Origin of the sequence: Lysobacter enzymogenes, from assembly GCF_023617245.1 — a bacterium.
Classification (GTDB): Bacteria; Pseudomonadota; Gammaproteobacteria; order Xanthomonadales; family Xanthomonadaceae; genus Lysobacter; species Lysobacter yananisis.
Window position 1 is genome coordinate 222,900 of the sequence record NZ_CP067396.1, and the last position, 22,732, is coordinate 245,631.

The 22,732-nt window shown below is 70.6% G+C and carries 23 protein-coding genes and 1 pseudogene; 10 read left to right on the forward strand and 14 right to left on the reverse strand.

The features are described from left to right. Positions 1–33 precede the first annotated feature (33 nt). Complete coding sequence (locus JHW41_RS00920) at positions 34–1,014, reverse strand: LacI family DNA-binding transcriptional regulator (RefSeq protein ID WP_231784070.1); 981 nt, start codon at positions 1,012–1,014, stop codon at positions 34–36. 179 nt (positions 1,015–1,193) lie between these two features. Here JHW41_RS00920 and JHW41_RS00925 point away from each other — a divergent pair, with 179 nt between their 5' ends. Together JHW41_RS00925 and JHW41_RS00930 are read left to right on the forward strand one after the other, a co-directional pair. Then, a complete protein-coding gene (locus JHW41_RS00925) occupies positions 1,194–3,782 on the forward strand; it encodes a glycoside hydrolase family 3 protein (RefSeq protein ID WP_250448714.1) in 2,589 nt (862 codons plus the stop codon). A 262-nt stretch (positions 3,783–4,044) separates the two neighbouring features. Beyond that, positions 4,045–4,641 (forward strand): response regulator transcription factor, encoded by a 597-nt coding sequence (locus tag JHW41_RS00930; protein WP_057949576.1) that lies wholly within the window; start codon positions 4,045–4,047, stop codon positions 4,639–4,641. Between the two features lie 114 nt (positions 4,642–4,755). Here JHW41_RS00930 and JHW41_RS00935 read toward each other — a convergent pair whose 3' ends face one another. The 4 genes from JHW41_RS00935 to JHW41_RS00950 form a co-directional block, all read right to left on the reverse strand. Next, positions 4,756–5,235: a copper chaperone PCu(A)C gene (locus JHW41_RS00935; RefSeq protein ID WP_250448715.1), complete on the reverse strand. Its 480-nt coding sequence runs from the start codon at positions 5,233–5,235 to the stop codon at positions 4,756–4,758. Between the two features lie 8 nt (positions 5,236–5,243). Further along, positions 5,244–5,846, reverse strand: a complete 603-nt coding sequence (locus tag JHW41_RS00940) for an SCO family protein (RefSeq protein WP_250448716.1) — start codon at positions 5,844–5,846, stop codon at positions 5,244–5,246. 105 nt (positions 5,847–5,951) lie between these two features. Beyond that, positions 5,952–6,632 (reverse strand): hypothetical protein, encoded by a 681-nt coding sequence (locus tag JHW41_RS00945; protein WP_057949574.1) that lies wholly within the window; start codon positions 6,630–6,632, stop codon positions 5,952–5,954. 223 nt (positions 6,633–6,855) lie between these two features. Next, a complete protein-coding gene (locus JHW41_RS00950) occupies positions 6,856–7,173 on the reverse strand; it encodes a hypothetical protein (RefSeq protein ID WP_250448717.1) in 318 nt (105 codons plus the stop codon). 226 nt (positions 7,174–7,399) lie between these two features. Between JHW41_RS00950 and sctU the strand changes: the two genes are divergently transcribed. Then, on the forward strand, positions 7,400–8,512 hold the full coding sequence (gene sctU / locus JHW41_RS00955) for a type III secretion system export apparatus subunit SctU (RefSeq protein WP_057949572.1): 1,113 nt from the start codon (positions 7,400–7,402) through the stop codon (positions 8,510–8,512). A 102-nt stretch (positions 8,513–8,614) separates the two neighbouring features. On the opposite strand, the gene sctT is transcribed toward sctU, so the two are convergent. The 9 genes and pseudogenes from sctT to JHW41_RS01000 form a co-directional block, all read right to left on the reverse strand. Then, positions 8,615–9,409, reverse strand: coding sequence for a type III secretion system export apparatus subunit SctT (gene sctT, locus JHW41_RS00960; RefSeq protein ID WP_078997028.1), 795 nt, complete (start codon positions 9,407–9,409; stop codon positions 8,615–8,617). A gap of 34 nt (positions 9,410–9,443) precedes the next feature. Continuing rightward, positions 9,444–9,710, reverse strand: coding sequence for a type III secretion system export apparatus subunit SctS (gene sctS / locus JHW41_RS00965; protein WP_057949570.1), 267 nt, complete (start codon positions 9,708–9,710; stop codon positions 9,444–9,446). 111 nt (positions 9,711–9,821) lie between these two features. Then, positions 9,822–10,220 carry a hypothetical protein gene (locus tag JHW41_RS26140; RefSeq protein WP_078997049.1) on the reverse strand — a complete coding sequence of 133 codons (399 nt, stop codon included), beginning with the start codon at positions 10,218–10,220 and terminating at the stop codon, positions 9,822–9,824. A gap of 297 nt (positions 10,221–10,517) precedes the next feature. Continuing rightward, positions 10,518–10,751 (reverse strand): annotated as a pseudogene (locus tag JHW41_RS26145) (hypothetical protein); the annotation flags it as partial. A gap of 3 nt (positions 10,752–10,754) precedes the next feature. Next, positions 10,755–11,858: a type III secretion system cytoplasmic ring protein SctQ gene (gene sctQ, locus JHW41_RS00980; protein WP_250448718.1), complete on the reverse strand. Its 1,104-nt coding sequence runs from the start codon at positions 11,856–11,858 to the stop codon at positions 10,755–10,757. Next, positions 11,851–12,456: a response regulator transcription factor gene (locus JHW41_RS00985; protein ID WP_057949568.1), complete on the reverse strand. Its 606-nt coding sequence runs from the start codon at positions 12,454–12,456 to the stop codon at positions 11,851–11,853. Before JHW41_RS00985 ends, sctQ begins: the two co-directional genes overlap by 8 nt. Before the next feature lie 110 nt (positions 12,457–12,566). Beyond that, positions 12,567–13,520, reverse strand: a complete 954-nt coding sequence (locus JHW41_RS00990; protein ID WP_250448719.1) for an XVIPCD domain-containing protein — start codon at positions 13,518–13,520, stop codon at positions 12,567–12,569. Positions 13,521–13,533: 13 nt separating this feature from the next. Continuing rightward, positions 13,534–14,004: a hypothetical protein gene (locus JHW41_RS00995; protein WP_057949566.1), complete on the reverse strand. Its 471-nt coding sequence runs from the start codon at positions 14,002–14,004 to the stop codon at positions 13,534–13,536. Positions 14,005–14,162: 158 nt separating this feature from the next. Continuing rightward, positions 14,163–15,293 (reverse strand): sensor histidine kinase, encoded by a 1,131-nt coding sequence (locus tag JHW41_RS01000; RefSeq protein WP_250448720.1) that lies wholly within the window; start codon positions 15,291–15,293, stop codon positions 14,163–14,165. Positions 15,294–15,435: 142 nt separating this feature from the next. Here JHW41_RS01000 and JHW41_RS01005 point away from each other — a divergent pair, with 142 nt between their 5' ends. From JHW41_RS01005 to JHW41_RS01035, 7 genes are all read left to right on the forward strand, one after another. After that, the gene (locus tag JHW41_RS01005) at positions 15,436–15,963 is read left to right on the forward strand and encodes a flagellar biosynthetic protein FliO (RefSeq protein WP_250448721.1); all 528 of its coding nucleotides are present in this window, start codon (positions 15,436–15,438) and stop codon (positions 15,961–15,963) included. A gap of 421 nt (positions 15,964–16,384) precedes the next feature. After that, positions 16,385–18,424, forward strand: a complete 2,040-nt coding sequence (gene sctV / locus JHW41_RS01010; RefSeq protein ID WP_250448722.1) for a type III secretion system export apparatus subunit SctV — start codon at positions 16,385–16,387, stop codon at positions 18,422–18,424. Positions 18,425–18,552: 128 nt separating this feature from the next. Next, on the forward strand, positions 18,553–19,989 hold the full coding sequence (locus tag JHW41_RS01015; RefSeq protein WP_250448723.1) for an FHA domain-containing protein: 1,437 nt from the start codon (positions 18,553–18,555) through the stop codon (positions 19,987–19,989). A gap of 197 nt (positions 19,990–20,186) precedes the next feature. Then, a complete protein-coding gene (locus JHW41_RS01020; protein WP_250448724.1) occupies positions 20,187–20,582 on the forward strand; it encodes a hypothetical protein in 396 nt (131 codons plus the stop codon). Positions 20,583–20,743: 161 nt separating this feature from the next. Further along, positions 20,744–21,160 (forward strand): hypothetical protein, encoded by a 417-nt coding sequence (locus tag JHW41_RS01025; RefSeq protein ID WP_091800212.1) that lies wholly within the window; start codon positions 20,744–20,746, stop codon positions 21,158–21,160. A gap of 32 nt (positions 21,161–21,192) precedes the next feature. Further along, positions 21,193–22,038, forward strand: coding sequence for a type III secretion system inner membrane ring lipoprotein SctJ (sctJ, locus tag JHW41_RS01030; RefSeq protein WP_078997021.1), 846 nt, complete (start codon positions 21,193–21,195; stop codon positions 22,036–22,038). Next, a complete protein-coding gene (locus JHW41_RS01035; protein ID WP_057949559.1) occupies positions 22,035–22,682 on the forward strand; it encodes a hypothetical protein in 648 nt (215 codons plus the stop codon). The genes sctJ and JHW41_RS01035 overlap by 4 nt, the downstream gene beginning before the upstream one ends. Positions 22,683–22,732 lie beyond the last annotated feature (50 nt).

Below are 22,732 nucleotides of genomic sequence, written 5' to 3' on the forward strand. Positions count from 1 at the left end.
ACCACGCAGCGGCCGCGCCGCGCCGCGCGCGCGTCAGCGCTTGCGCGCGCGCGGCTTGCCGACCGGGCCGGTGGACTTGCGCAACTGCAGTTCGTACGGCGCCAGGATCAGCTGGCCGGCGTCGGGCGCCTTGATCCGCTTGAACAGTTCGTGGGTGGCCAGGCGGCCCATCTCGCGGGTCGGCTGGCGCACCGTGGTCAGCGGCGGATAGATCTGGCGCGAGATCGGCGTGTCGTCGAAGCCGCACACCGACACGTCGCCGGGAATCGACAAACCCATTTCGCTGGCGGTGCGGATGGTGCCGGCGGCCATGTCGTCGTTGGCGGCGAAGATCGCGGTCGGCGGATCGTCCATCAGCAACAGGCGCTGGGCGCAGATCGCGCCGGTGTCGTAGTGGAAGTCGCCTTCCACGACCAGTTCCGGGTCGAACCCGATGCCGGCCGCGGCCAGGCCGTCGCGGTAGCCGTTCAGGCGCCACTGGCTGGCGCCGTGCTCGGGGTGGCCCTTGATGTGGGCGATGCGGCGGTGGCCGAGCGAGACCAGGTGCGCCATCAGCTCGCGCACCGCGCGTTCCTCGTCGAGCACCACGCCGATGCGCTCGCCGCGCAGCTTGGGCGAGATGTTGGCGTAGGGAATGGCGAGCTGGCCGAGCCGCTTCATCAGCCCGGGGTGGTCGGTCAGCGGCGGGGTCAGCACCAGGCCGTCGGCGCGCGAGCGCTGCACGATCTCGTCCACATGCGCCACCAGCTTCTTGTCGGTGTAGGTCACCGGCGCCAGCATCAGGTTGTAGTGCTGGCTGTTGCAGGCGTCGAGCATGCCCGCCTGCACTTCCATCAGGTAGTTGCTGGACGGGTTGTCGTACAGCAGCGCGACCAGGAACGAACGCTGCCCGGCCAGGCTGCGCGCCGACGGGTTCGGACGGTATTGCAGCTTGCGCGCAGCGGCTTCCACGCGCTTGCGGGTTTCCTCGCTGACGTTGGGTTCCTGGTTGAGCACGCGCGAGACGGTCTTCATCGACACGCCCGCCTCCTCCGCCACATCTTCGATGCGCACCCGCATGACCGGTCTGTTTCCTTGTCGCGTGTTGGCCGCATTCTGCCAGAACGCGCGGACGGAACCCACGTGGTTTTGCGGGGTTTATGCCGATCCGGCCACAACCTCGCGCCCTTTTTCCCTGCCTTGAGGAGTCATGCATGAACGTCCCGTCCCGCCCGCGCCGCGGCGCCGCCGCTGTCTCGATCCAAACCGCCGCGCCGCGGCTGCGGCGGCTGGCCTGGGCGCTGCTGCTGGCGCTGGCGCCGCTGGCGCCCGCGCTGGCGCAGGACGCCGCCGCCGTGCATCCGGCGCAGTGGCCGGCGCTGAAGCCGCCGATTCCGCGCGACGCCGGACTGGAAGCGCGCATCCAGGCGCTGCTGGCGAAGATGAGCGTGGAGGAGAAGGTCGGCCAGATCGTGCAGGCCGACATCAACGCCGCCACGCCCGAGGATGTGCGCAAATACCACATCGGCTCGGTCCTGGCCGGCGGCAATTCCGAGCCCGGCGGCATCTCCGAGCCGGGCGGCAACTACGCCGCGCCGCCGCAGGAATGGCTCGACATCGCCGACAAGTTCTACGCCGCCTCGATGGACGCCAGCGACGGCAAGGTCGCGATCCCGATCATCTTCGGCATCGACGCGGTGCACGGCCACAACAACCTGATCGGCGCGACCTTGTTCCCGCACAACGTCGGCCTGGGCGCCACCCGCAATCCCGAGCTGATCCGCCGCATCGGCGAGGCCACCGCCGCCGAAGTGCGCAGCACCGGCATGGAATGGACCTTCGCGCCGACCCTGACGGTGCCGCGCGACGACCGCTGGGGCCGCACCTACGAAGGCTATTCCGAGGATCCTCGGCTCGTCGCCAGCTACGCCGCGGCGGCGATCGAAGGCCTGCAGGGCAAGCTCGGCAGCAAGCAATTCCTCGACGGCGCGCACGTGATCGCCTCGGCCAAGCACTTCCTCGCCGACGGCGGCACCTTCGAGGGCCGCGACCAGGGCGATGCGAAGATCACCGAAAAAGAACTGCGCGAGGTCCACGGCGCCGGCTATCCGCCCGCGCTGAAGGCCGGCGCGCAGACGGTGATGGCCTCGTTCTCCAGCTGGAACGGCGCCAAGATGCACGGCAACCACGCGCTGCTGACCGATGTGCTGAAGGACCGCATGGGCTTCGACGGTTTCGTGGTCGGCGACTGGAACGCGCACGGCCAGCTGCCGGGCTGCGCCAACGACGACTGCGCGGCGGCGTTCAACGCCGGCGTCGACATGCTGATGGCGCCGGACAGTTGGCGCGGTTACTACGACAACGCGCTCAAGCAGGTCCAGGCCGGCCAGATCAGCATGGCCCGGCTCGACGACGCGGTGACCCGGATCCTGCGGGTGAAGCTGCGCCTGGGCCTGTTCGAGGCCGGCGCGCCGTCCAAGCGCCCGCTCGGCGGCAAGTTCGAACTGCTCGGCAGCGCCGAGCATCGCGCGATCGCGCGCCAGGCGGTGCGCGAATCGCTGGTGCTGCTCAAGAACGACAGCGGCGTGCTGCCGATCGCGCCCAAGTCGCGGGTGCTGGTGCTCGGCGACGGCGCCGACAACGTCGCCAAGCAGGCCGGCGGCTGGACCTTGAACTGGCAGGGCACCGGGCTCAAGCCGTCCGACTTCCCGCATGCGCAGTCGATCTGGGCCGGCCTGCGCGAGCAGATCCAGGCCGCCGGCGGCAGCGCCGAGCTGTCCAAGGACGGCCGTTACGCGACCAAGCCCGACGTGGCGATCTTCGTCTTCGGCGAAGACCCCTACGCCGAATTCCAGGGCGACCTGCGCATCGCCACCTTCCGCGGCAGCCGCAATCCCGAGCTCGACACGCTCAAGCGGCTCAAGGCCGAAGGCGTGCCGGTGGTGAGCGTGTTCCTGTCGGGGCGGCCGCTGTGGACCAATCGCGAGATCAACGCCTCCGACGCCTTCGTCGCCGCATGGCTGCCGGGCTCGGAAGGCGGCGGCGTCGCCGACGTGCTGTTGCGCAAGGCCGACGGCGCGATCCAGCACGACTTCAAGGGCACGCTGTCGTATTCGTGGCCGCGCACCGCGGTGCAGGTCGCCAACGTCGGCGACAAGGAGTACTCGCCGCAGTTCGCGTTCGGCTACGGGCTCAGCTACGCCAAGGCCGGCAAGGTCGGCGCGCTGTCGGAAGATCCGGGCACGCCGGACCTCGACCAGCGTTCGATGAGCTTCCTCGGCCGCGGCGCGCTGCCGCGCGGCTGGCTGCTGCGGGTGCAGTCGCAGGGCAAGTCCAGCGACGCGGCCAAGCCGCCGCTGGCCAGCGCCGATGGCGCGCTGGCGGTCACCGCGGTCGACTACAAGGCGCAGGAAGACGCCTGGCGCGCGCAGTGGAAGGGCGAGGCGCGGCTGGAACTGGTCGCGGACGCGCCGGTGGAACTGGTGCGCGAGACCAACGGCGACGTGCAGTTGCTGATCACGCTCAAGCCCGAATCGGTCGGCGCGGGCGAGGCCTGGCTGACCGCGCAGTGCGGGACCAAGTGCGAGGCGAAACTGCCGTTCGGCGAGGTCCTGCGCGGCCTGCCGCAAGGGCAGTGGCAGCGCATCGGCGTGCCGCTCAAGTGCGTGCGCGCGGCCGGCGGCGACATGGGCAAGCTGGCCTCGCCGTTCGGCCTGCAGGCGCCGAAGGGGACGGTGCTGGTGCTGCACGAAGTCGCCTACGGCACCGATGCGGACAAGGTGGTGGACTGCAAGCGGCAGTGAGCCGGGCGCGCGGATCGTCGCGATCCGCGCGGCTGTCGCGCCGCCGTTCCCGCGTGGGCGCGGACGGCGGCGCGAAACGAAAGAAAAGGCGACTCGCGCTTTCGTTTTATCGAGGCGGCGACGTGGGAGGGCCTTCAGGCCCGACGCGGTTCGCTCCGATCGCCGCATCCCGCGGCACCCTTGCAACCACAGCCATGGACACTTTGTCCTGTGGCAGTTTGCCGCACGCCCGCCGCGCGGCCGCGGGCGTAGGATGCCGCGCATGAACGCTTCCACGCCCCCCCGTGCCGTTCTGAGCGGCACGCCAGGCTCCGGCCTGATCGTCGACGACGACGAGACCTACGCCGCCACGCTGCAACGCAGCCTGGCCCGCCGCGGCATCCAGGCGCGCACCGCCGGCAGCGTGCGCCAGGCGCTGGACCTGGCCCTGCAGCAGGCGCCGTCCTTCGCCCTGGTCGACCTCAAGCTCGGCGCCGATTCGGGCCTGCAGCTGATCCGGCCGCTGCGCGAGTTGCGCGCGGACATGCGCATCGTCCTGGTCACCGGCTACGCCAGCGTCGCCACCGCGGTCGATGCGATCAAGCGCGGCGCCGACGACTACCTGCCCAAGCCGGCCAGCGTCGGCGCGATCCTCGCCGCGATCGGCGTCGACGCGCCCGATGCGGCGGCCGCGCCGGTGCAGGCGCCGGACACGATGATGCCGCTGCGGCGCCTGGAGTGGGAGCATATCCAGCAGGCGCTCAACGACACCGGCGGCAACATCTCGGCGACCGCGCGCCTGCTCGGCATGCACCGGCGCTCGCTGCAGCGCAAGCTCGGCAAGCGCCCGGGTCCCGAGCGCAGCGTGGTCGGCCTGTAGCCGAAGCCTTCTGTAGGAGCGGCGCGAGCCGCGACTGCGACGATGCAACTACGACGGAACCTGCGCGACGGCTGCGTCGTCGCAGTCGCGGCTCGCGCCGCTCCTACGGGTCGATCACGAAGCGGGCGTCGCGAGCGGGCGGACCTCGGCGTGCACCTGCTGCTCGCTGCGTTTGCCGTCCGCGTCTTCGAACAGCAGCGTCAGCGCGACCTTTTCGCCGGCGCGCAGCGGCCGCTGCAATCCGATCAGCATCAGGTGATAGCCGCCCGGCGCCAACGCCACCGCGCGGCCCTTGGGCAAGTCCAGCGAAGCGACCTGGCGCATGCGCATCATCTGCCCTTGCATCGCCATCTCGTGCACTTCGACGTGTTCGGCCGCCGGCGAACGCGCCCCGACCAGGCGCAGGTCGCGCGCGGCGGTCAGGCGCATGAAGGCGCCGGTGGCCGGTTGCCGCGGCACGGTCGCGCGCACCCATGGCGCATCGATGGCGACTTGCGCGCCGCTCGCGGACGCGGCGCCCATCTGCGCGAAAGCGATCGGCGCACACAGCAGCGCGGCGGCGAACAGGAGCGAATGGCGAAGCGGGATGCGCATGCGCGGCCTCACAGGATCTGGCGGATGTCGTCGACGCACTCGGCCGCGCTTTGCTCATGGCGCAAGGCCATGCGCAGCCGGCCGCGGGCGTCGTAGACGTAACTCAACGCGGAGTGGTCGATGGTGTAGGTCGAGCCGGTCGGGACCTTGGCGTAGACCACGCGGAAGGCCTTGGCGGTTTCGGCGATGCGCTGCTCGCTGCCGCTCAGGCCGATGAAGCTCGGATCGAAGGCCTGGGTATAGGCCCGCAGCACCTGCGGCGTGTCGCGTTCGGGGTCCAGGGTCACGAACAACACCTGCAGCCGCTGGCCGTCGGCGCCGAGCAGTTTTCGGATCTGCACCGCGCGGGTCAGCGCGGTCGGGCATACGTCCGGGCACAGGGTGAAGCCGAAGAACAGCAGCACTGCGCGGCCGTAGAAGTCCGACAGGGTGCGTTCGCGGCCGTCGGGATCGCTGAGGCGGAAATCGCCGCCGAAGCCGGGGCGCTGGCTCAAGTCGATGCCGTGCAGCCGCAGTTTCGGCTCCTGTTCGCCGCAGGCGCTGAGCAGCGCGGCGGCGCCGGCCGCGGCGAGCAAGCGGCGGCGCGAGGGCAGGGCGGGATGGTCGCGCATGCGCAATCGCTTCGGTGCGGGGAGGCTCGCATTGCAGCACCGGCGTCGCACGCGCGGATGTGGCTCAGTGTCGCAGCGGCGTTTTTGCGCAAGGCCGCGACGCGCTCAGAGATCGCGCACCACCCACTGCCCCGGCAGCGGCGCATCGGCGACTTCCAGCGCTGCCTGCGCCACTTCTTCCGGCGAGCGTCCCGCGCGCCAGGCGTCGGCGAGCGCGCGCAGGCGTTCGCGGGTGGCGCGGGTGTAGGCGCCTTCCATTTCGTTCTGCGCATCGGCGGCGAGCTTCTGCGGATACAGCGTGCGCGCGTCCTCGCTGCGGTTGAGCAGGGCGATCAGCCGCGCCAGCGCGGTGCGGAACGTCTCCGCGCCGAGCGCGGTGCGCTGGGTGCGCTGCAGGTGCCACACCGTCAGGTACTCCACCGGCCCGAGCAGCCGCCGCGGCGTGGCGCCGAAGAAATGCCCGGACAGGGCGCTGACCGCGACCGGCCCGGTCGCGTCGGGCAGGCGGGTCGCGCCCCAGGAGCTGAGCGCGCCGCCGGGCAGGTCCATGCGCCGCAGCGCGGTGCCGAAGGTGTCGGCGAGCAGGCGCTGGGCGCGCACGTCGTCGCTCTCGGCGACCACGCCGAGCAGGCGGATGAACAAGGGATAGCGGTCCTCGCCGAGCCGGCGGACCACGCGCTTGAGCACGCTGAGCCGGTACTCCGGGTCGCTGTGCGCGGCCAGCGCCGAGACCAGGCGGTCGGCGGCGGCGCGCAGGGCTTCGGGCGAGGGAGCGGCGTCGGTCACGGGAGCGGGGAACGGCAGCGAAGACGCCACTAGCCTAGCCGAGCGGGCCGGCGCCAGCGACGCGGGTATCCGCGAAGGCCGCGCTCGCGGTCCGGCGGATCATTCGGCGGGGCGCTTGCAGTCGCAGAGCCCGGCCTTGGCCGACGCTGTCGCCTTCGCGGCGGCCACGGGCATTACCCGGGCGGGTGCGCCCCAGGCGGTCGGCGAATCAAGAGCTGACGAATCAAACCGTCAGCGAATCCAGTACCGCGTCGGCGCCGCGGTCGGCCGCGGCGGACAGGTCTAGCTGGCCCAGCTCGCGCTCCAGCCCGCTGTCGCCGGGAAGTTGCCGCTCGCCGGCCGCCACGCCGCGCCAGGCATCGGCGTTGAGGGTTTGCTCGCCCGGATCCCGCGCCGGCGGGGCATAGGCCGGAACCGCCTCGGCGACCGCGGCCGGCAGCGACGCGCCCTGCGTCGCCGGTTCGCGGACGCGCAGCGCTTCCAGCGTCTGGCTGTCGAGGCCAGCGCGGTCGATGCGCGAATCGGGGCCGATGCTGCTCATGCGGTCGGGGTGGGCGGATCGCCGTTTCGGGGGATGGACGCAATGTAGCCCCGCGGCCGCGACAGGGCCAACTCGGGGCGACCCTAGGTGTCCGCCAGGTGCCCAGGGCGCATTCAGCCGCGTCTCGCCGAGCCGTCGCAAGGCCCGCGGCGATTGCTGACAGCCGCCACTTCCGGCCTGTGCGCCGCGTGCTAGCCTCGATGGCCTTCACCCAGCAGGGCCGCGCATGGCGAAGGACCAGGGCGCCGACAAGACCGAGCCGCCGACCCAGAAAAAGATCCGCGACGCGCGCAAGGAAGGCAACGTCGCCAAGAGCAAGGAGCTGACCAGCACCGTGCTGGTGTTGGGCTGGGTGGTGTGCGGCTGGCTGATGATGGACTTCATGCGGCTCAAGCTGATCCGCCTGTTCGAGGCCAGCCTCAAGGCGATCAACCAGCCCTTCGGCGACGCGCTGCGCGAGGTCGGCGGTTCCGCCTTCGAGACCCTGCTGTGGCTGACCCTGCCGTTGCTGGCCATGGCCGTGTTCCTGGGCGCGGTGGTCGAGTTCCTGCAGGTCGGCCCGGTCCTGTCGCTGGGCAAGATCAAGCCCAGCATGGACAAGATGAATCCGGCCGAGGGCGTCAAGAAGATGTTCTCGATGGACAACCTCGTCGAGCTGGTCAAGTCGGTGATCAAGAGCGCGGCGCTGATCGGCATCGGCGTGTTCGTGATCTACAAGATGCTGGCCCAGCTGATGCTGCTGCCGTACGCGCCGCCGGAGGCGATGGGCTCGGGCATCTGGCACGGGCTGGTGCGGATCGTGGTGTGGACGATCTTCGTGTTCTTCTTCGTCTCCGCCATCGACGTGTGGTACCAGAAGTTCTCCTACCTCAAGCAGTTGCGCATGAGCCGGCGCGACATCCAGCAGGAGGTCAAGGAGAACGAGGGCGATCCGCACGTGAAGAGCCGGCGCCGGCAGTTGCATCAGGAATGGTCGCAGCAGAACATGCTCAACGCCGTCCGCCAATCCAACGTCGTCGTGACCAATCCCACCCACATCGCCATCGCCCTGCAGTACGAGCACGGCATCACCGATCTGCCGATGGTGGTGGCCAAGGGCGAGGGCTACATGGCCGAGGCGATCAAGGCCGCCGCCGTCGAGGCTGGCGTGCCGATCCTGCAGAACATCGAACTGGCGCGCGGCCTGCACGAACGGGTGGCGCTGGACGAATACATCGGCAACGAGTTCTTCGAGGCCGTGGCCGAGGTCCTGCACTGGGCCGAAGGCGTGCGCCGGCTGCGCGACGGCGACGACAGCGCGCCGGAGCTGCCGCCGCCGCTCGACGACGAGCCGCGCTGACGGAAATCTCCCTGTAGGAGCGGCGCGAGCCGCGCCGCGACAACGCAAGCATCGCGGACGTTTCGGCGCAGTTGCGTCGCCGCGGTCGCGGCTCGCGCCGCGCTACGCCCCGCCGAACGCCTTGTTCAAGGCCTCGATCAAGCCGCGATTGCCGGAGATGCGCTCCAGCACGATCTCCACGTACACCCCGAGCATCAGCAGCACGATCCAGGTCGCCAGCCAGGCCTTGATCGGCATGGTGATGGTGAACACGTTGAGCTGCGGGGCGAAGCGGTTGACCAGGCCGAACGACAGGTCGATCAGCAGCAGCACCACCATCGCCGGCGCCGCTAGCACCAGCAGCGCGGTGGTGAGATAGCTGAACTGGCCGACGAACAGCTCCATGCCGGCCGCGTGCAGGGTCGGGAAGAACGACACCACCGGCCACATCGCGTAGCTGGCCATCAGCAGGTCGAGGAACACCAGGAACGCGCCGCTGGCCATGAACAGCCAGGTCGCGAACTGCGACAGGAAGTTGCCGTGCAGCGAGGCCTGGTGGCCCTGGATCGGGTCGAACACCTGCGCCAGGGTCATGCCGACCTGGGTGTCGATGACGTTGCCGGCGGCGCTGATCGCCCAGAACACCATGCCGAACACGAAGCCGATCGACACGCCGATGAACAGCTCCTTGAGCACGATCGGCGCGAACTGCAGCGCGTTGAGCTGGTTCAGCGGCACTCCGTTCATCGCCACCGGGATCGCGATGATCGCCAGCGAGACCATGAAGCTGTTGCGCACCAGCGGCGGCATGTTCTCGTTGGTGATCAGCGGCAGCATCATGAACGCGCCGAGCACGCGCGGCAGCACCAGCCCGAGCGCGAGCAGCAGGTTGCCGCCGCTGTCGATGTCGAGGGTCATCGCATCGCGCCCGCGTCGCGCATCGTCGCGCGCATCAGTGCCGGATCATGCCGGGGAAATCGAGGAAGATGCGGTCGGCGAAGGTGTACAGGGTGCCGCCGATCATCGACGCGGTGACGAACAGGGTCACCACGATCACGGTGAACTTGATCGCGTAGGCGAAGGTCTGCTCCTGCAACTGCGTCGCCGCCTGGATGAAGGCGACCACCAGGCCGACCACGGCCGCGGCCAGCACCGGCGGACCCGACAGCAGCAGGGTCAGCCACAGGGCCTGTTTGGTCAGTTCCAGCATGTCGCCCATGAGCAGGACTCGTTGTTCCGGAGAAAGGGGGCCGGGGACCCGGGGCCCGCAAAAGCCTGGCAGATCTGGCGCACTACGGGTCCCCGGTCCCAGGTCCCCGGTCCCGCCGACTCACCCGCCGTAGGTCAGCACCAGGCCGTGCACCAGCTTGGCCCAGCCGCCGATCAACACGAACAGCAGCAGCTTGAACGGCAGCGACACGGTGGTCGGCGAGAGCATCATCATGCCCAGCGAGAGCAGGATGTTCGACACCACCAGGTCGATGATCAGGAACGGCAGGAAGATCAGGAAGCCGATCTGGAACGCGGCGGTGAGTTCGCTGACGGTGAAGGCCGGGATCACCACGATGAAGTCGTCCACGCCGATGTCGGCGCGCGCGTTCGGCGGCAGCAGGCGCTGGGCGCTGCGCAGGAAGAACGCGCGCTCGGCGTCGCTGGAGTGCTTGATCAGGAATTTGCGCAGCGGCTCCTTGCCGGCGTCCATCAGCTGCAGCAGGCGCGCGGCGTCCATCTTGCCGCCGAGCACCGAGGACGGCGTCGGCGCCGGGCGTTTCGTCGCCGCCGCGGGCTGCGCGCCGGCGGGGGCGGTCGCGGCCGCGGCCGCGTTCGCCGCGGGGGCGCTCGATGCCGTCGCCGCGGGCGCGGTGGTGGCGGCCGCCGCGGCCGGCGCGGCGTTGCCCGCGGCTGGAGCCGCCGCGCCCGCGGGCGCGGTCGCTGCAGCCGGTGCCGCACCCGTCGCGGTCGTCGCGTTCGCCGCCGGCGGCGCCTGCGTCGCCGCCACCGTGGTCCCGTTCGCGCTGGCGTTGATCGCGTCGTGGGTCTCCAGGATCACCGGATACATCACGTAGATCGACAACACGATCGCCAGGCCGTTGATGACCACGTTCGGCGGCACCTGCTGCAGCCCCAGCGCGTTGCGCAGCAGGCTCAGCACCACCACGATCTTGGTGAAGGACGTCACCATCACCGCCACGAACGGCGCCAGCGCCAGGCTGACCACCGTCAGCAGCACCAGGGCCGGCGAGAACGAACTGAAATCCATGACTCAGCTCCAGGAGAGCAGGCGCACGCCCAGGGTTTCGCCGACCGCGACGATCTCGCCGCGGCCCGCATCGCGCCCGTTGGCGCGGATCACCACGTTGGCGCCTTCCAGCCGCGAGGGCAGGGCGAACACGTAGCCGGGCTGGAAGCCGGCCAGGTCTTCGTAGCGGCATTCCAGCCGGCCCAGGTCGAATTCCAGGCGGATCGGCACGTCCGGCCCGGTCGCGGCCTCCGGCGCGTCGGCGGCGGATTCGGGATCGCTCATCGCAGATGTCTCCTGGTGCGTGGAAAGGGTCAGGGGCGGGCCGTCGATGCGCCAGCCGTCGGCGATCGGCGCCAGCGGCCAGGCCAACCCGGGCGCGAGCGCGCGCACCGGCGGCGGACGTTGGTAGTTGCCGATCACCAGCACGTCGCCGGCGCGCAGCTGGCGCCATTGCGCGTAGCGCAGGCTCGGGCCGTCCCAGCTCAGCGTCACCGGCACCGGCAGCTGCGACCAGTCGCGGTACTGCTCGCCGTCGCCGTCGCCGCGCGCGCGCTCGAACGGTTCGGCGCGCAGCAGCAGCCGGTCGACCCAGCCCGGCGGAATGCGCAGGTGGCCGCGCGAACGCGCCTGGCCGGCGCCGTCGAGGATGCGGAAGCCCAGCCACAGCCCGTCGTCTTCGCCGCCGCGCGCCTGCAGCTCGCGCAGCGACGCGGCGCCGTCGTCGACCACCGGAATCAGCGCCACGTCGAGCGCCTGGCTGAGCTTCATCAGTTGCGATTCGTGGGCCAGGCTCCACGCCAGCACGCGCGAGCGGCCGCGATAGCCGCTCCAATGCAGGCCGGTATCGGCGTCCAGCGCCAGGCCGCTGTCGAGCTGCAGCCGCACCCGCGCGCCGTCGCCTTCCAGCGTCACCGTTTCGCCGTCGATCGGCCCGGCGCGGAAGAACTCCAGCCAGCCGCCGCCTTCGCGCAGCGGCCAGCGCTGCGGCGCGCCGAAGAACGCGCACAACGCCTGTGCCTGCCACAGCGGCAGCGCCGGCACCTTGCCGCGCAACGGCTGCGCGCGCGCGGCGAGGTCTTCGCCGGCACGCGCCGGCGTACCGATGTCCGCTTGCGTATCAGCCATGGCCCAGCGCCACCTTCATCAGTTCGGGCAGCGAGCGTACCCCGAGTTTGTTCATCATGTTCGATCGATGCAGTTCCACGGTCTTGACGCTGATGCCGAGCACGTCGGCGATGATCTTGTTCGGCTTGCTCGCGACCACCAGGTCCATGACCTGGCGCTCGCGCGGGCTCAGCCGGGCCAGGCGGTCGTCGCCGGCCTCGCCGCCGCCGGCGTGGCTGCGGGCGTGGGCCACGGCGGCGCGGATCGCCTCGATCAGCGCCTCGTCGCCGAAGGGTTTTTCGAGGAAGTTGGCCGCGCCCTTGCGCATCGCCTCGACCGCCAGCGGCACGTCGCCGTGGGCGGTGACGAACACGAGCGGCAGGCCGATCCCGCGCCGGCGCAGCTCTTCCTGCAACTGCAGCCCGCTCATCAGCGGCATGCGGATGTCCGAGACCAGGCACTGCGCGCCGCCGCCGTGGCGCTCGTGGCCGTAAGCGTCCAGGAACGCAGGCCCCGACGCGTACGCCTGCACCTCGAACCCGGCCGTCTCCAGCAGCCAGGCGGTGGACTCGCGGAAACCGTCGTTGTCGTCGACCAGGTAGATGCGGGCTTCGCTCATGGCGCGTGGCCTCCGGTGCTGCGCGCGCCCGGCAAGGCCGGGCCGCGGCGCGGCGCGAGGATCGTGGGAGCGGGTGGATGATGAGCGGACATATCGCGAGAGTTCTCGGTTCAGCGCGCCGGCGCGGGCGCGGAGGGAGCCGATTGCTGGGGCACTTGCACTACGTCGCCGCGCTCGTGCTGTTGCAGGAACAGGCGTTGATTGGCGTCGTAGACCTTGTCGAAAGACTGCTCCAGCGGCTGCCGGGCCGCATCCGTGGTTTTCGCGTCGCTGCGCAGACTGGCCGGATCCGACGGGTCGCCTTGCACGACGAAGATGCGACGACCGACTTCCCCGGACTTGGGGTCGACGCTGAACACCACCGCGTCGGCCCGTTCGAACTGGCCGCGGTGATCGCGCTTGGTTTCCGCGAGCAGGCTCGCGGCGACGCGTTCATGCTCGCCTTCGGCCGCCGGACGGCCCGCCTTTTCGTACGCTTCCTGGGTTTTTTCGAGGATCTGCCGGTAAAGCGCGTGGTCCTGATGATCGGGCGCGCGCGGATCGGGCGCCGGTTCGACTTGCAATTGGGGCCCCGTTTCGAACCGGCTGCGGTTGCGATCCCAATGTTCGTGATCGTTCTTCCGGTCCCAGGCCGCATTGTCCTGGTAGTCGTACTTGCGCAGCGCCATGTCCGGGCCGAGCAGGTAGTAAGTGACGTCGTCGCGGTCGCTGAACACCTTGCGCGCGCCGCTCCAGTCGTTGTCCGACGGCAACTTGTTGATATCGCGGGCTTCGTCCTGGTCGGAGGTGGACGCCGTAGCCACGATCGACGACGGGTGGTTGTGCACCACGCCGACCACGCGGTCGTTGCCGCCGGCCGCCGCCAAGGCTCGGCCCAACGGCGCCCGGTCGGTGTGGCCGGTGCCGAACAATGGCGTCGCTTTCAGTTCCCCGCTGTCGTCGCGATACAAGACCGCGACGTACTCGTTTTGCTTGTAATCGGGCTGCGAAAGGATCCGGTGCGTGACCTCTGACGCCAGGGCGTCGATCCGGTTTTGGTCTATGGGAGTCGGGACGGTCGACATGGGAATCCTTTCCTCAGGGAACGAGTTCGATCTGGCGGTCGCTGTCGATCTTGAACCGGACCCTACCGCGCTTGTCGGCGTTGTTGTACGGCACGGTGAATTCGATCGTGCCCCGATCGCACCGCATCCAAGGGCGATCTTGTACCGCATCGGGCGGGAATTCGCGGTTAATCTCGCGCAAGGCGAGCGCGTCCAGGGCGACTCCGTCGATGACCAGGGCGCTCAGGCCGGAACGCTGTTCGCGGGCGTTGTCCGAGGTGACATAGCCTTCCACCACGACGTGCCGCCGCTTCAAGCCGGGCGAGTCCCGGCAGGACATCTTGAAGACATAGTCGATATCGTCCGCCGCCGCGGGTTCGGCGACGACGATGTCCTCCAGCGCCTCGGGCGCCGGTGGCGGGTTGGAGCGCGCGTGCGCGCAGGCGCAGCAAAGCGCAGCGATGCACGCCAGTAGGGCCGGTCGGAGCGCGCGGGCGGAATTCACGAACGAAACGGTCCTGAAGGCAGAGCGGGCGCCGGGCGCGAACGCCGCCCGCCGGGGAGCCACGATATAACCCGGCGCTCGGCGATAGCGGTCGTGACCTTTGTCATGTCGTGTCCCCGGCCGCGGTGCGGGCGCCTGGGACGAGCGTAGCGCGCCCCTCATCCCCGCGCCTCGTAACGCGGCAAGGTAAACCCGAACACGCTGCCGCCGCCCTCGCGCGGTTCGAAGAACAGCCGGCCTTCGTGGTACTCGATGATCGATCGGCAGATCGCCAGGCCGATGCCGAGGCCGTCGGTCTTGGTGGTGAAGAACGGCGAGAACAGCTGATCCTGCTCGGCCGCGCTGAGGCCGGCGCCGCGGTCGCAGACGCGCACTTCGACCTGCTCGTCCAGGTTCAGGCGCGCGTCGATGCGCAGTTCGCGCCGCTCCGGGGCGATCTCGCGCATGGCCTCGATCGCGTTCTTGACCAGGTTCAGCAGCACCTGCTCGACCATGACCCGGTCGGCGAACACCGGCGGCAGCGCCTCGGGCAGGCCCAGTTCGATGCGCAGGTCCAGGCGCTCGGCTTCCAGCCGCAGCAGTTCCAGCACGGTCTCGGCGATGCGCGCCAGCTCGTGCGCGTCGCGCCGCGGTTCGCGCGCGCGGACGAACTCGCGCACCCGCGAAATCACCGCGCTGGCGTGCTCGGCCTGGGTCCGCGCGGCCTGCAGCGCGCGCTCGACCTGGACCGGGCCGCCGGCCTGTTCGACCAGGCGCAGACTGCCGTTCACGTAGTTCATGATCGCCGCGAGCGGTTGGTTCAGTTCGTGCGCGAGGGTCGCGGCCATCTCGCCGACCGACATCATGCGCGAGGTGAACAACAGCTTCTCCTGGCGGCTCTTGTGCGAGGCCAGGGTCTCCATGCGTTCGCTGATGTCGACCGCGGTGAGCACGTCGGCGGGCGCGCCGGCGTGCTCGGCCCGGCCCCAGTGCAGCGCGTACCAGCGGCCGCTGTGCGGGGCGCGCACCTCGCGCGGGCGCGCGCCGTCGCGGGCCTCGCCGCGCAGGCGCGCGAGCAGCGCCTCGCGCCGGTCGTGCTCGGGCAGTTCGCCGAACTCGGCGCGGTAGCGCGCGTTGGCCGCGCGCAGCGCGCCGTCTTCGGCGAACACCGCGCAGGCGAACGGCACTGCGGCGAGCAGGCCGGCGTCCTCGCGCGCGGCGGCGGGGTCGGCCGTCGCAGCGGCCTTGGGATCGGGCTTGGATTCGGTCGAGGAGACCGTGCGGGAACCGGCGGAGCGCGAGCGGGCCATGCCTCAGCGTCCCTCGCGCCGCGGCCCGGCGGCGTGAAGCCGCGCGGGGCTGCTAGGGTATGTCGCCGCGCGCCGCCGCCGCAGTCGCGCGGCGGGTCGTTCGTTTCGTCCGTTCTTGAACCGGGTTGCGCACTCAATCGCCATGCCGACATTGCCCTTGCTGCGTTCTGCCGTTCGCCTGTGCCTCATCGCCGCCTGCGCGCCGCTGGCCGGGCTGGCCCAAGCCGCCGCGCCGGCCGCGAAGCCGGCGGCGGCTGCTGCGCCGGCCGCCGCTGCGCAGCCGCCGTCGCTGTTCCTCGAATTTGTCGCGATCGTGCTGCCGGTGGCGGTGGTGCTCGGCGGCCTGGTCGCGGTGCTGTACTTCCTGCGCAAGCGCCACGGCCTGACCGCGCGCGATGCGCCGCTGACGGTGCTGCAGGTGCTGCCGATCGGCCCGCGCGAGCGGATCGTGGTGCTGCGCACCCGCAGCGGCCGCGCGCTCGCGGTCGGCGTGGCCGGGCAATCGCTGAACCTGATCGCCGAACTGGATCCGGCCGACATCGCACCGGCGGCGGCCGCGCTGGGCGCTGCCGCGCCGGCCGCTGCCGAGCAGACCGTTGCATCGGCAACCGTCGCCGCGACCGCGGTTCCCGCCTCGCCCGCGACCTCCCCCGCGGAGCGCGAATCGTGAGCGTTTCGCGCTTACGTTAGACGAATGCGTCGGTGCAATTGCGCACGAGTTCACAAAAACAACGACGAATGCGGGCGAAATTTAGCGCCGGGGAATGAAGAACGCGTGAGTTCATGCGCGCCGCGCGCGGAACCGGCTCGTTCACACAAGAGATGACAAATTGCACTTAGTATCGGCCGTCCGGACCGGCATCGTGTCGAGGACAGCGCCATGCGTAGGTGCTCAGGGATACATGGCAAAGCAGTGACGGCCTTCGACGTTTCATACTGCCTAGCCGATCACATGGCCGCTGCGCGCGGATCGCTTGCGCGACGCGGGGCGGTCGCCGCCGCGCCGGCCCCGGCCGGGCGCGAACCCGCGGGGAGCGGGATTTCCTAAGGGTTTTCGGGGCGAACGAATGCGTGGACTGCTGACTTCCTGGATGGCCACCGCCTCCGGCGCGCAACCGCGTCGGCGCGCGGGTTACAGCGACGTGGTGCTGGCCTTCGCCGCGGTCACCATCATCGGGGTGATGATCCTGCCGCTGCCGCTGGCGATCATCGACACCCTGGTCGCGGTCAACATCGCCATCGGCTTCGGCCTGCTGCTGATCGCGCTGTACATCCCCACCCCGGTCGCGTTCTCCAGTTTCCCCAGCGTGCTGCTGCTGACCACGCTGTTCCGGCTGTCGCTGTCGATCGCCATCACCCGTTCGATCCTGCTGGAAGCCAACGGCGGCCACATCGTCGAGACCTTCGGCAGCCTGGTCGCCGGCGGCAACCTGGTGGTCGGCTTCGTGGTGTTCCTGATCATCACCGTGGTCCAGTTCATCGTCATCGCCAAGGGCGCCGAACGCGTGGCCGAGGTCGCCGCGCGCTTCACCCTGGACGCGATGCCCGGCAAGCAGCTGTCGATCGACTCGGACCTGCGCGCCGGCCTGATCGACAAGGACGAGGCCAAGCGCAAGCGCCGCCTGCTGGAAGTGGAAAGCCAGCTGCACGGCAGCCTCGACGGCGCGATGAAGTTCGTGAAGGGCGACGCCATCGCCGGCATCGTCATCATCATCATCAACCTGCTCGGCGGCTTGGCCATCGGCGTGCTGCAGAAGGGCATGCCGCTCGCCGACGCCACCCACACCTATTCGATCCTGACCATCGGCGACGGCCTGGTCTCGCAGATCCCGGCCATCCTGGCGACGATCGCCGCGGGCCTGGTGGTGACCCGCACCGCCGGCGACGAGGACGACCGCCACCTCGGCGAGTCGATCACCCGCCAGGTCTCCGGCCAGCCGCGCGTGCTGCTGATCACCGGCTTCCTGGCGTTCGGCATGACGTTCGTGCCCGGCTTCCCCAAGCTGGTGTTCCTGATGCTGTCGGTCGTGCTGCTGGGCTTCGCCGCCTGGCGCTATCGCCACCATCACCCGGTGCTGCGGCGCGCGTTCAAGGTGCCCGAGGGCGAGCGTCCGGCCGAGGAAAAGACCGTCAACGAGGACGAGATCGCACCGCCCGCGCCGCTGCAGCTGGAGCTGGCGCCGTCGCTGGCGGCCGCGTTCGGCGAGCACGCCGCGCGCACCCGCATCGTCGAGATCGCGCGGCGCCTGCGCGAGGAATACGGCGTGCCGCTGCCGGTGCCGGCGCTGAAGATTTCTCCCGACCTCGACGGCGACGACGGCCTCGGCGGCTATCGCCTGACCGCGTTCGGCGCGCGCCTGGCGTTCGGCCGGCTGGCGCCGAACGCGCAGTTCCGCCCGGCCCGCGCCGGCGACGCCAACGCGCCCAAGCTGCCGGGCTTCTTCCCGCCGCTGGCCGGCGAATGGACCGGCCAGGCCGGCGCCGACATCCGCGACGGCCTGGCCACGGTGAGCGAGCACTGCCGCGCCGCGCTGGAGCGGCGCCTGGGCAGCTTCATCGGCATCCAGGAAGCCTCCAACCTGTTCGGGCGGATGCAGCGCGACTATCCCGATCTGGTCAAGGAAATGCTGCGCGTGGTCGCGCCGCAGCGCGTGGCCGACGTGCTGCGCCGGCTGGTCGAGGAAGGCGTGCCGATCCGCAACCTGCGCGATGCGTTCGAGGCGATCACCGACGTCGGCGGGCGCGAGAAGGACGTGGTCCTGCTGACCGAATACGTGCGCGTCGCGCTCAAGCGCGAAATCGCCGACCGCTACGCCGACGGCGAACGCACCATGCAGGTGCTGCTGATCCATCCGGAACTCGAAGACCGCCTGCGCCAGTCGGTGCGCGTGGCCGGCGGCGCGACCCAGCTGGCGATCTCGCCGGAACTGGCCGGGCGCCTGGGCGCGGAGGTGCGCTCGCACCTGGCGCGACAGGGCGAAGGCATAAAGCCGGTGCTGCTGTGTTCACTGGACGTTCGCCGCCACCTGCGCAAGCTGCTGGAGATCGATTTCTTCGAACTGCCGGTGTTGTCCTACCAGGAACTCGCGCCCGATCTGCGGATCGTGCAGGCAGGCCAGGTCAACGCCTGAGGAGAATGAGCATGCACAGCGCGGAGCGCGTCCTTTCCCCCATTCATCGGCCGATCGGCCCGCGCGTATCGCGCGTCCCGGCCGCGCGCCCCGCCTTCGGCGGCGGCGTCTGAACAGGAGTCATCGCGATGATGTCCCACGATCCACATTCCACGCCTGAGGGCGCCTTTGAGGCGGGCGAGCCGCGCGCCGCCGAAGCGCCGTCGTCGCCGCCGCGCGCCGGCGACGGCATCCGCGCCGCCGCGCCGGCGGTCAGCGTGCTGCGCATCGTCTCCGGCCTGCACACCGGCGGCAGCCGTCCGCTGTCGGCGCAGGAAACGGTGCTGATCGGCAGCAGCGGCGATTGCGACATCGTCCTGTCCGATCCCAACGTCGCCCCGCGCCACGCGTTCCTGACCCGCATGGGCGGCACGGTCTCGCTGCGCGCGCTCGACGCGCCGCTGCGGATCGAAGGCCAGACCCTGAATCCCGGCGATCCGGCCGAGCTGGGCCCGATGCAGCGGGTCGACCTCGGCGGCGCCTCGTTCGCGGTCGGCGCGGCCGAGGACCCGGGCTGGGCGACGATGCTGCCCAACCTCGCCGACGCCGTGCGTCCGGCCAAGACCTCGATGCGCCACCTGCCGCTGATCGCCGGCCTCGCCGCGCTGTCGCTGGTGTCGGTGGCGATCGCCGCGGCGGTGATGCCGGGCTTCGAGAAGAAGCCATCGCCGCTGGAACTGGCGCAGCCGCTGATCAAGGAATTCTCGATCGCCGGCGGCCGCCTGAGCGAAAGCCCGGACGGCACCCTGGTGCTGTCGGGCACGGTCAAGGACGCGGCCACGCGCGAGACGATCCGCAAGCGCCTGGCCAGCGATGAAGTCGAGGCGCGGCTGGAGCTGCGCACCGGCGACGACATCGCCGCCGACGTGCGCGAAGTGCTGCGCAGCCAGGGCCTGGCGGTGCAGACCCGTTACCTGGGCAACGGCGATGTCGAGGTCAGCGGCCGCTTCGCCGATCCGGCGCAGTTCCAGCGCGCGATCGCCTCGCGCGCGATGCAGGACGTCAACGGCGTGCGCCGGGTGGTCCCGCGCAACCTCGACGAGAGCCACGCGCCGGCGGGCCCGGCGGTCGCCACGGCCGAGCCGGCCAAGCCCGCCGCGCCGGTGCCGCCGACCCGGATCGTCAAGATCGTGCGCGGCGACAGCCCGCACGTGACCGACATCGACGGCACCGACTACGCGGTCGGCGACACCTTGCCCGACGGGCGCGACCTGATCGCGATCGGCGACAAGGCCTGGGCGCTGAACAAGACCACCGGCGTGAGCGAGCAGATCAAGGCGCAACCGCTGACGGCCGAGGAACTGGCCCTCGCCAGCGGCGCGGCGCCGGCCGCGGATGCCGCGGCCACGGCGGCCGCGCCCGCGGGTTCGGCGCCGGCCCCGGCTCCGGCCGCGCCGCAGGCGGCCAATGCCGCCGCGCCGAGCGCCGCCAAGCCGACTACCGCCGCGCCGACTGCCGCGAAGCCGCCGGCGAGCGCGCGCCCGACCGTCGCCGAAGCGCCGCCGCGGCCGGGGAGTCGACAATGAACAGGGCGACCCCAGGGTCAGCACTAGCTGGTTTCACCCGCGCGGCGCCGATCTAATCCAACCTCGGCACCTTGCACCCATCGCCCGCTGAGACCTGAGTAACTGCGATAGGCGTCAAGTTTCGCGACAAGTTTTCGGTGCCATCCGTTGTTCCACGCCATTGCGCGGCCTGGCCGCAAACGAGCAGGAGAGACGTCATGAGCAACAACGCAATCAACGGCGCCGGCGGTACCGCCGGCCTGGTCGGCACCTTCATCGCCGACGTCAACAAGAACGACGCCATCGGCAACGGCAAGGGCTCGCGTTCGGCCGGCGGCGGCGGCGGCGGCGGCGGCGGCATCGCGGCCGGCGGCGGCGCGGGCGGCAGCAACAGCTGGTACGCCGCGATGGCCAAGGCCTGGGGCTCGACCATGGACGCGCAGGCCTCGCGCATCACCGAACTGTCGGGTTCGATCGGTGGCGGCAACGACACGCCGTCGAGCATGATCTCGCTGACCTCGGAAAGCTTGCGCATGCAGTTCATCTCCAACAGCGCCTCGACCTCGATCAACTCGGTCGCCCAGGGCATCGAGAAGCTGGCGTCGAAGAACTGACCGGCGCGCGGCCCGACGTCTGCCGCCTGCCGTCGCGGCGCCCGGAACCCCGTGTCCGGGCGCCCGCGGCCTTCGCGGCGGCGCTGGCGTCGTAAGCCGGGCCAGGCCCGCATGCGTACCGACCCAACGCTGTCGAACCTACCGTTGCAGGAGACAGGTTCATGATCGAAGCCATTCAAGTCGCGGCCGAAGCCGCGCAACCGGCCGCCGCTTCGCCGGCGCAGTCGCCGCAGGCCTCCGCCTACGACATCCGCGAGTTCGCCGCTGCGTTCGACCGCGGTTCGGCGCCGGGTGCCGCCGGTGGGGTGCAGGCCGGCGGCGTCGCCCAGGCCGGCGCGGCCGAACCGTCGCAGGGCACCCGCGCGGTGCTGGCGGCGCTGGACAACCTCAACGGCGGCGCCGAGAGCATCGGCCAGGCCAGCCAGAGCATTTCGGCCAACGCCGCCGAACTGACCCCGGGCGAGATGATCCAGATGACCATGAAGTGCCACCAGTTCATGTTCACCTCGCAGCTGACCTCGAACGTCGCCAACCGCACGTCCGACGGCATCCAGCAGCTGTTCCGCCAGCAGTCGTAACAACGCAAGGCACATCACAACACGGGGGATGCATGGGTAGGGCGTCAGGCGTCAACGCAGCCGGCTTCAAAGCGACCTGTTTCAAGGCGGCCGGCTTCAAGGCGGGAAGGATTCTGGCGGCCCTGCTGGCCTGCCTGCTGATCGTGGGGTGTACGCGCACGCCGCTGTACAGCCAGCTCGACGAGCAGCAGGCCAACGAACTGATGGCGGCGTTGCTCGATGCGGGCATTCCCGCCGAGAAGGACCCCTCGCCGAGCAAGACCGGCTGGGAGGTCATGGTCAACCGCGGCGACATTCCCTACGCGATGCAGGTGCTCAATTCGCGCGGCCTGCCGCGCGCGCAGTACCGCTCGCTCGGCGAGGTGTTCAAGAAGGAGGGCTTCGCCTCCTCGGCGCTGGAAGAGAAGGCGCGCTACCTCTACGGCCTGTCGCAGGAACTCTCGCGCACCCTGACCCGGATCGACGGCGTGGTCGAGGCGCGCGTGCACATCGCCCTGCCCGACCGCGATCCGCTCGGCGGCAACGTCCAGGATTCCTCGGCCTCGGTGCTGATCTTCGAACGCCCCGGCCAGAGCCTGCGCGACCGCGAGACCGACATCAAGGTGTTCGTCAAGGACAGCGTCGAGGGCCTGGACGACGTCAACAAGGTCACGGTGAAGTTCTTCACCGTGCAGTCGCCGCCGAAGGTGCATCAGGCCGCCGGCCCGCTCAACGCGGTGATCGGCTCGATCGACCTGAGCGCGGTGATCATCGGCGCCGGCGTGCTGGTGCTGCTGGCGATCGCGGCGTTCTTCTTCGGCCGCCTGCGTTCGCGCTTCTTCCCGCCGTCGCAGCCGCCGCCGCAGAGCAACGCCCGCGGCGGAGTGTGGAACGGATGAGCGCCGCGGCGCTGCGCGCGGTTCTGGCCGAGACCGATGCCAGCTGGCACGGTCTGGGCGAGGACGAGCGCATCGCCCCGGAACTGCTGGCGGCTGGGCGCGAGAGCGCGATCGGCCGCCGCCTGCTCGGCGCCTGGCTCGCCGCCGAGGCCGCGCCGGCACTGCTGGCGCCGCAACCGGGCGCGGGCTTCGCCGCCGCCGCGCTGCGCTGGCCGCGCGCGCGGGTGGAGCGGCTGGTGCGCGACCTGGGCGCGCTGGCCTACGCCCCGGCGATCCGCGCCGAAGTGCGGCGCGAGCCGGTGCGTCGGCTCAAGCAGGCGCTGGACAACGCCTACCTGCTCGCGCTCGACAGCCAGGTCTGGGACGGCAAGGTGCAGAACCAGCTGGCCCTGCAACTGGGCGAGCACCTCGACCGCGCGTTGCGCGCGGCCGACGATGCGCCGCTGTACGCCTTGCTCGACCTGCGCGGACGCGCCGAACTGCGGCTGTGGGCCGAGCGCCGCGACCCCGGCCTGGCCGACTGGGCCCGCCTGCTGCTGCCGCGCCACCTGCACGACGAAGCGCCGGCGCTGGTCGCGCACCTGCCGCCGGACGTGGTCGAGCGGCTGCACACCCATCACGGCGCGCGCCCGTTGAGCGCTTGAGCGCGCGCCTCATTTCCGTCTCTGAATTCCTGCCTCCAAACCGGAACCGC